The 8,209-nt window shown below is 65.4% G+C and carries 10 protein-coding genes and 1 pseudogene; 6 read left to right on the forward strand and 5 right to left on the reverse strand.

What is annotated here, in order from left to right; all coding sequences use genetic code 11:
- From EN914_RS15860 to EN914_RS15875, 3 genes are all read left to right on the forward strand, one after another.
- The coding region (locus tag EN914_RS15860; protein ID WP_164778751.1) for a sugar ABC transporter ATP-binding protein at positions 1–1,365 on the forward strand (1,365 nt) is incomplete at its 5' end.
- Positions 1,362–2,378 (forward strand): ABC transporter permease, encoded by a 1,017-nt coding sequence (locus EN914_RS15865; protein ID WP_013530576.1) that lies wholly within the window; start codon positions 1,362–1,364, stop codon positions 2,376–2,378. The genes EN914_RS15860 and EN914_RS15865, both read left to right, overlap by 4 nt.
- A gap of 286 nt (positions 2,379–2,664) precedes the next feature.
- Positions 2,665–3,954: a hypothetical protein gene (locus EN914_RS15875; protein ID WP_024501762.1), complete on the forward strand. Its 1,290-nt coding sequence runs from the start codon at positions 2,665–2,667 to the stop codon at positions 3,952–3,954.
- A 27-nt stretch (positions 3,955–3,981) separates the two neighbouring features.
- Here EN914_RS15875 and EN914_RS15880 read toward each other — a convergent pair whose 3' ends face one another.
- From EN914_RS15880 to EN914_RS15895, 4 genes are all read right to left on the reverse strand, one after another.
- Positions 3,982–4,551, reverse strand: coding sequence for a hypothetical protein (locus EN914_RS15880; protein ID WP_024501761.1), 570 nt, complete (start codon positions 4,549–4,551; stop codon positions 3,982–3,984).
- Positions 4,548–5,162, reverse strand: coding sequence for a hypothetical protein (locus tag EN914_RS15885; RefSeq protein WP_024501760.1), 615 nt, complete (start codon positions 5,160–5,162; stop codon positions 4,548–4,550). The genes EN914_RS15880 and EN914_RS15885 overlap by 4 nt, the downstream gene beginning before the upstream one ends.
- Complete coding sequence (locus EN914_RS15890) at positions 5,159–5,614, reverse strand: hypothetical protein (RefSeq protein ID WP_245497823.1); 456 nt, start codon at positions 5,612–5,614, stop codon at positions 5,159–5,161. Before EN914_RS15890 ends, EN914_RS15885 begins: the two co-directional genes overlap by 4 nt.
- Before the next feature lie 216 nt (positions 5,615–5,830).
- Positions 5,831–6,199 (reverse strand): hypothetical protein, encoded by a 369-nt coding sequence (locus EN914_RS15895; RefSeq protein WP_024501758.1) that lies wholly within the window; start codon positions 6,197–6,199, stop codon positions 5,831–5,833.
- A gap of 187 nt (positions 6,200–6,386) precedes the next feature.
- On the opposite strand from EN914_RS15895, the gene EN914_RS15900 reads away from it, so the two are divergent.
- Positions 6,387–6,689, forward strand: a complete 303-nt coding sequence (locus tag EN914_RS15900) for a hypothetical protein (RefSeq protein WP_024501757.1) — start codon at positions 6,387–6,389, stop codon at positions 6,687–6,689.
- Positions 6,690–6,753: 64 nt separating this feature from the next.
- Here the strand turns inward: EN914_RS15900 and EN914_RS15905 are convergent, their stop codons facing one another.
- Positions 6,754–7,458 carry a helix-turn-helix transcriptional regulator gene (locus EN914_RS15905; protein ID WP_013530583.1) on the reverse strand — a complete coding sequence of 235 codons (705 nt, stop codon included), beginning with the start codon at positions 7,456–7,458 and terminating at the stop codon, positions 6,754–6,756.
- A 188-nt stretch (positions 7,459–7,646) separates the two neighbouring features.
- Between EN914_RS15905 and EN914_RS15910 the strand changes: the two genes are divergently transcribed.
- A complete protein-coding gene (locus EN914_RS15910) occupies positions 7,647–7,937 on the forward strand; it encodes a hypothetical protein (protein ID WP_245265290.1) in 291 nt (96 codons plus the stop codon).
- 112 nt (positions 7,938–8,049) lie between these two features.
- Positions 8,050–8,209, forward strand: a pseudogene (locus EN914_RS39210) (GcrA cell cycle regulator); the annotation flags it as partial.

Below are 8,209 nucleotides of genomic sequence, written 5' to 3' on the forward strand. Positions count from 1 at the left end.
GGCCGCATCACTTTCGACGGTGCCGATTATCATCCCTCCAGCCCGCAGGATGCCAAGCGGCTTGGCATCGTCACCATCTATCAGGAACTGAGCCTGATCCCGACGCTGACCGTGGCGGAGAACATTTTCATCGGCCGCGCGCCGATCGGCCCGCTCGGGCTGGTGAACTGGCGCAAGATGGAGGAAGATTCCCGCACGATCATCGCCCGCGTCGGTCTCTCCATAGATCCGATGACGCCGGTCTCGGCACTGTCGGTGGCCGAGCAGCAACTGGTCGAGATTGCTCGGGCGCTGTCGCTGGAAAGCCGGCTGATCATCATGGACGAGCCGACCTCGGCGCTGACCGAGACCGAGGTGCAGCGGCTGCTGTCGATCATGGACCGGCTGCGCAAGGATAAGGTCGCCATCATGTTCGTCACCCACCGGCTGGAGGAAGCGTCCGCCATATGCGATCGCATGACGGTGCTGCGCGACGGCAGGCTTGCCGGCCACCTTAACCGTGAAGGCGGGCCGATCGCGCTGCCCAAAATCATCGAGAAGATGGTCGGCCGCGCGGCGTCCGAGCTCTACGCCCGGCCGGCGCAACGCGCGGTGGCCGGCGATGTCGTGCTGTCGGTGCGCGGCCTGCGCACCGTGCGCGACCCCGAGGCGCCGCACGCCATCGTGCTCGACGGCGTCGACATAGACCTCAAGGCCGGTGAAATCCTCGGCGTTGCCGGGCTTGTCGGCTCAGGCCGCACCGAACTGGCGCGCGCTATCTTCGGCGCCGACCGCATCGCGGCCGGCACCATCACGCTCGACGGCGAGCCGATCGCCCCGGCATCGCCCGCGGACGCCATTGCGCTCGGCATCGGCCTGGTGCCGGAGGACCGCAAGCACCAGGCGATCTTTGCCGCGCTGGGCATCCTGCCGAATTTCTCCATCGCTTCGCTGGGCAGCTTCAGCAACGGTTTCGGCTTCATGGCCGAGCGGCGCGAGCGCGATGCGCTGTCCGGGTTTCGAAAGATGCTGTCGATCCGCATGGCTTCGGCCGAGCAGGCGATCGAGGGCCTGTCGGGCGGCAACCAGCAAAAGGTGATCCTGGCGCGCTGGCTCGCGCGCGATCCGAAAGTGCTGATCGTCGACGAGCCGACGCGCGGCGTCGATGTCGGCGCCAAGACCGAGGTGCACCAGATCCTGGTGCAGCTTGCGGCGCGCGGCATTGCGGTGATGATGATCTCGTCCGAGCTGCCCGAGGTGCTGGCGGTTTCGGACCGCATCGTCACCATGCGCCGCGGACGCATCACCGGCCAGATGCCGGGCGTCGAGGCAAACGAGGAAAGACTGATGGAACTGATGGCACTCGACCGCAAGGAGACACTATGAGCGTGGCGGGGGAGCAGGATCAGCGCGGCGGCATCAACTTCGCGCGGCTTTTGATGAGCTTCGGGCCGCTGCTGTTCCTGGTGGCGCTGATCATCGTCTTCACGGTGCTGAAGCCGAGCTTCATGGACCCGATCAACCTGTTCAACATCACAAGGCAGATCTCGATCACCGGGCTGATCGCGCTCGGCATGACCTTCGTCATCCTTACCGCCGGCATCGACCTGTCGGTCGGCTCGCTGCTCGCCTTCTGCGGCATGGTCGCCGCCGTGGTCGCCAAGGGCGGCACGGCCAACACGCTGTCGCTGTCGACGAGCGGCACGCAAGGATTCGGCTGGTTCGCCGCGCTGCTGGCCGCCATCATCGTCGGAGCCGCTGCCGGCGGCGTGCAGGGACTTGTCATCACCCGGCTGAAAGTGCCGCCCTTCGTCGTCACGCTGGGCGGGCTGACGGTGTTTCGCGGGCTGACGCTGACCATCTCCAATGGCGGCCCGATCTCGGGCTTCGACGCCTCGATGCGCTGGTTCGGCACCGGGCTGATCGGCCCGGTGCCGGTGCCGGCGCTGATCTTCGCGGCGGCCGCCATCCTGTGCCACATCGTGCTGCGCTACACGCGCTATGGCCGCGCCGTCTATGCCGTCGGCGGTAATGCGGAAGCAGCGCGGCTGTCGGGCCTGCGCGTCGATCGCATCCTGGTCTCGGTCTACGTCATTGTCGGCTTCTTCGCCGGGCTCGCGGCCTTCGTGCTGTCGGCCAGGCTGAACTCCTCGGAAGCGGTGGCGGGCATCGGCTACGAACTGACCGTCATTTCGGCCGTCGTCATCGGCGGCACCTCGCTGTTCGGCGGCATCGGCTCGGTCGGCGGCACGGTGGTGGGGGCGGCGCTCATCGGCGTGCTGCAGAACGGGCTGCAGTTCAACAACGTCTCGTCCTACACGCAAAGCATCGTCATCGGGCTCATCCTGATCCTGGCGGTGGCGTTCGACCGCTGGCTGAAGTCGCGGGTGCGACGGTGAGGGGCGAAGGGAGATGTTAACGCCCAGGCGCCCCCCCTCTGTCCTGCCGGACATCTCCCCCTCAAGGGGGGAGATCGGATGTCATGACTGCTTTCGCTAATTTTCAACGTTGAAGAGAAAGCGGCGAGGACGAAGCTGCTGATCTCCCCACTTGAGGGGGAGATGTCCGGCAGGACAGAGGGGGGCGCCTCGCTCTGCCCCCTGGCAGGAGACCCCACCCCATTCCTTGCAAAACAATCATGCTTTGCTAGAAAGATTTTGGCGGGTGGCATCGTGAGAGAACCTCATGTTTGCCGATATCATCAGACCGATCACCCTAGGTTTTTCGCTGCTGCTGCGGTTCTGGCCACAGCTCATCGCCCTGGTGCTGGCCGGCGTGATGGTCGGCGATCTCCTCATGCTGCTGGCGGCGAAGGTGGCGCTGGCCAATCACTTCGCCGGGTTGGCGATGCTGACCCTGGTGGCGCTGGCGCAGCTGGTGGTGACGGTGGCAATGTTCCACGTGCTGCGCCCCGGCCTGCCGCATGTGGTGGCCGCGCAGCGCGGCGCCGACAAGGCCGCAACCACCGAGACGCAAACGAAGCCGGGTGCCGAGGCTGACCGGCGCGGCTCGCGGCTGGTGCGGATGATCACCATCGCGCTTCTGCCGTTCTTCGCCTATTATGCCGCCTGGGGATTTCTGGGCGACATCGTGCGGCAGTATTCGCGCGAAACACTCGACCAGGCCGATTTCGGCCAGAGCGCTGATGTGCTCGACGTGCTCGACTCGCGCTGGCTGCTGGTCTCCGTGGCGGTGTCCTGGCTGATCCGCCGGCTGGCCAAATTCATGCAGGCTAAGACAGGTGCGGAGTCGTTCTGGCAGATCGTGGTGGTGATCTGCGAGACCAACTGGATTTTCGTCGGTCTCTACGTGATCAGCCGCTGGAAGGACTCGGCGCTGCAATGGCTGATGAGCCGCAATTTCTGGTCGGTCCTGCAGGCATCGGTGGACGGGCTGGCAAACCCGGTGCCGATGGTCTCGGCCGCACCCATGGTGCCGGTCGAGATCTCCTCGATCGCGCCGTCGACGGCTGCGATCAACCTGTTCTTCTTCATGCTCCTGCCGCTGATCTGGCTGGTGATGGCGGCGCTGATCTACGGCTATGACGTGCGCGACGATGCTGCCCTGATGCGCGTGCACGGCCGGCTGGAGCGTGCCGGCCGGCGCTATGCCGGCCTGCCGAAATTCCTGCGCGATTTCGTCGAGCATTTCATCGCCGGCTACCGCTCGCGCTATCTGCCGATCGCCAACGGCGTGCGGCTGACGGTCAGCGCCAGCCTGGTGCTGTTGTGCACGCTGGTGGTCGGCTACCGGTTGCTCGACTGGGGCGCGGCCTGGCTGTGGCTCGGCGCGACGCGGCTGATCGGCCCACACGAGCTCGATATCTGGCAGATTTTTTCGCATGCCGTGACGCTACTCTTCGGCAGCCCGTTCCAGGATTCCTCCACCGGCATCCTGATCGAGCCGCTGCGCATATGCTTTCTCGCCGCCGTGCTGGAGACGGCGTTTTCGATGGCGAAGCGGGCGGGGAAGTGAGCTTTCTTTACGGGGAGAAGGATGCTGTCACTTCGGCGGCCGCTGAAAACGCAGGAACCAGGGGCGCTCGCTGCCCAGGCCAACGGCCGGGCGGATGGTCTCGATGGCATCCTCGGGCACGATGAAGGTCTCGCCGACGCTGATGATTTCGCCCTTTTGGGCGCCGGAGAAGATCGCCGAGGTGCAGTTCATCACGCCGTCCGGCAGGCTGACGCCGGAGATGAAGTCGGGCAGCCAGCGGCGGCCGGCGGCGTCGGTCAGCATCACCTTGCAGCCCAGCCACTGCTTTTGCAGATCGGGATCGCCGACCGTGACGGCGAAGGTGGCGATGACGGCCATGGCATGGTCGGGCAAGCGGCCGGCCTTGCCGCCGCGCAAATCGGCCAGCCGCCATTCGCTGCCGCCGAACGGCGCGCCTTGGCCAAACTCGACATCCCTGGCGATGAGGTCCTCGCCATGCAGCCATTCACGGATGCTCTCATAGCTGGTTTCGGCCAGCGTCAGCGGCAGCAGGATAGCGAGCGCGGCAAGACCGCGCCGTCGCCATTTTTTCTCGCCACCGCCGGCTGGGTCGATGTCGGTTGAAACCGCGCTCATGTCTTGCCCTGCCGTGTCTGGCCCTGCGGCGGTGCAGGAGCGTCGAGATCGTATAGCGGCAAGACATCCGCCGGTTGACCATCGGCACCGGTCGGAACGGCATCGAGGCTGATGCGAGCCTGGGCGTCGAGCGGGCCGAACTGACGTGCGGCGATAAGCAGGCTGGCGCCTCGGATCTGGTCGGCCGGCAACTCGAAGACGAACAGGCCGCTTCTCTCCAGCCCTGGATCGACGGCATGTGGCGGCATATCCTGGCGATAGTTGAGCCGCTCCGTCTGGCGGTAGCGCAGGCCGGTCGGGCCTTGCCAGGTGCCGTCGGCGACCGTGGTGGAGGTGCTGGTGGCGGTGAGATTGGTCGTCGCCACCGCCCACAGGCCGCTGGTGGTCAGCAGCCTTTCCTGGCCGAACTGGTTGGTCTTCAGCGTGCGCGCAAAGACCATTCTGTCGAGGCGGACATCGAAGCTGCGCGCCCGCACCGTGTCGTGCATGGCGCCATCAATGGGGATCGGCGCGGTAAGTTCGGCATAATGCGGCTTCGACACCTGCATGCCGTAGCTGAGCGCCACGGTGGCGGCGACGATCAGGAGATTGCCGATGGCGCGGATCCTCATGAGCCGCTCTCGGGCAGGTCGGCGACCGGCATGGTGACGGTGCCGAGCCGATAGGGATTGAACCAGCCCGGCGTGCCGTAAAGATTGTCGCGCGGCTTGAAGATCTCGGCGGTGACGCCGAAGCTGAGATTTGCCGGCACGGCGGCGTTACCGGCAAGCGGCCAGACATAGGCCATGCGTTCGGTCATGCCGGGATGCAGTTCCGGCGTCAGCGTCGAATCGCGGGCCAGCGCGATCATCGGCGTGGAATCGGGCAGGTCGATCCCGTCCGGCTTGAAGACGTTGAAATAAGCCTTGTCGGATTGCGCCGTGCGATTGGTCAGATCGGCCTCCAACACCAGCGCCTTCTGGCCTGGTTTCAGCGCCACGCCATAGAGTTTGGCGCGGCTGACATAGGCGCGCGCGGGCTGGACCCGCCAGCGCCCGGCATCGATGGCGGCATCGGGCGGCAATTGCGGCGGGCGTGGGCGGGCAGGGCGCCGAACGCGCCCATCAGGCCGGCGACGAGCAGGGCGGCGATGGTTCCCGCGCCGGCCGTTATCCAGGTTTGAAATTTTGAGCGGGCAGTCTTGAACATTCCAAACTATGCACGTCGAACGGTCAGCCACCCCTGCGCAGTCTAGAAAGAAAAAATGGCTGATGGAACCCGCAAACGGCTGGTCCAGTCCTCACGCCGCTTCCCTTGCCCAGAGCCTGTGGCCATGGCGGCGGAAATAGCGCGCCACCAGGCGCTGCTGCTTGGCCCTGATCAGGTCGGGCAGGCGCCGCTCCTGGCGCCAGCGCGGTATGTTGCGCCAGCAGGCTATCAAGCGGGCGGCGTCCTCGATTGCCTCCTGCGCCGAGAGCGCCGGACCGATAGCGGCCAGGAACAGCGCCTCCGACGGTTTCAACTCGTCGATCACCGCCTTGCGCCTGACGTGATCGTGACGGGCGTGGGCGATGCCGCTGCGACGGATCGCTTCGAAGGCTTCAAGCAAGGCCAGGCTGTCGCCGGCGTAGCCGCAGGAACGGGCAAAATCGGCGGCAAAAGCGTCCATTATCGCTCCCGAGTCTGATGCAGTGGGCAGGTTCGTGCCCGACTCACATTTTCATACATTTATGAAAGCATAACTCAAATTACGCTAGAAGAAAAACTTCTGGGAAAGTTTGAAAACTGCGACTCGACTCCCGGCGTAAAACACAGGAATATGCGAACAAATCAGGAACAAATACGAGGCAGGGGCGATGGCATTGCCGGGCAAGGAACCAACGATCGCGCATGTCGCCTCGATCTCGGTCGAGTGCGCCGATTGTGGCCGCAACAGGTGGTGGCGACCCGATCAGCTGAAGCGGTTCGGGGTGACGGGGAATACGCCGCTGTCCGCTCTGTCGGGCCGTATCGTCTGTTCGGCCTGCCGCGCCGACGGACTGCCGGGGACGGCGATTTCGATCCAGGCGGCGTTTGTCGACGAGCGCCAGCGCGTGCGCAGCGAAGCGCGGATGCTGAGCGATAGGGATGTGCCGCTGGAGGGATCGCGGCGGGCTTGAGTGGGAGGGTGCCAGCGCTGGTTCTTCCTTCTCCCGCAGGGGGAGAAGGAAGAGCGTCCCTTGCTCAATACCCCAGCAATTCCTTCAGCGGAATCACGCGCCAGACATGTTTGATGGCGTAGCGGTTGAAGGTCAGCGTCTTCGGCGGGTTGTACTGCTCGACGACCAGCTCGCCCGCCGTGCGCTTGACCAGCTTCTTGATGAAGGCCTTGCCGTTGCGCTCGTTTTCCTCCGGGAAGGTCTCGATCACCACATGGTCGCCCGGTACGGCGTCGCGGCCGCCGCAATAGATCAGGTCGCCGGGCTCGTAACGCGGCACCATGGAATCCGAGAGCACGTGCAGGGCGAACACCTTCGGCAGGTTGCGCACGCCCGGCGGGCGCTGGACGTAACCCGCCGGCTCGCCGTTGAAGGTGAAATCGCCATCGTCGCCACCGACGGCCGCGCCCAGCACCTCGATGTCCATCGAGCTGGCGGGTAGCGGACCTGCATCGGTGACGATCTCCGCATCGGCAACCGGTCCGGCATCGTCGAGAAACACGACCTGCCCCTGGCCCAGCGCAACCGGGTCGACGCGCAGGAAGGCGGCGGTCTTCAGCAGGTTCTCGGTCTTGGGCAGATTGCGGCCGGTTTCCCAGTTGCCGACGGCGGCGACATCGGTGTCGTTGTGCTCGGCGATGTGGCGCATGACCAGGCCGCGCTGCTTGCGCGCCTTGCGGATCGCCGCTCCGACCTTGATCGACAGTTCCGTTTTTGCCATGGCGCCCATGTGAGGGATGAAAGCCGCTCTCGTCTATGAAAGAATGGCTTGCATCTATTTTCGAGTTATGCTTATATCCGGTCATGCAAAACCTGTCCAGCTTTGATGGCGCCGAGTCGCCGGCCTCACGCGAGGCGCGCCCGGCGTTCATAACCGCCCATTCCCTTTCATCCCAGCCGTCCTCCTCCCCGGCCCGGATGAAGCCCGAGGCCCAGTGCCTGACCGCACCAGCCTCGGGTCCGGTCCGCCGCCTGTCTCCGGCGACCGGAACGGCCGGAGCCGCCGCTCCCAGCGGCTTCGGCCCCCAATTCGGCCGGCATGGCGCCGGCTCTGTTTTTGCGGCAGGCCGATCCTGCATCCGCACCGAGGACGGCACCGTCATCCTGTTCGACAGGCTGACGGGCAGGGCGGTTTCCGCCCTGGACAGAAACACGGCCGAAGCGCGGCTTCTGCACCTTGCCGGCGGGAAATCGGCCCAAGCCGGCTGAGGCTGGTCGGCTGAGAGCCGGCTCTTGAAAAACAACTGACTGCGGCCTGGCGACCGGGTCGAACCTTGACGCTGCCCGACGGCGCGCGGCCGAACTTTGGATGGAGCTGGATATGGCAAGCTATAGCGACGCGGAATTGCACGAGATCGCCCGCTGGCTGAAGGATGGGTTCTCAGCCTCCAGGATTGCAGTCGCGTTCAGCGCGTTGCGCGGCAGTCCGGTGTCGCGCGACGCCATCATCGGCATCGTGCACCGCAACGCCATGCTCGGCG

Source organism: Mesorhizobium sp. M7A.F.Ca.CA.001.08.2.1 (assembly GCF_003998455.1).
Classification (GTDB): Bacteria; Pseudomonadota; Alphaproteobacteria; order Rhizobiales; family Rhizobiaceae; genus Mesorhizobium; species Mesorhizobium ciceri.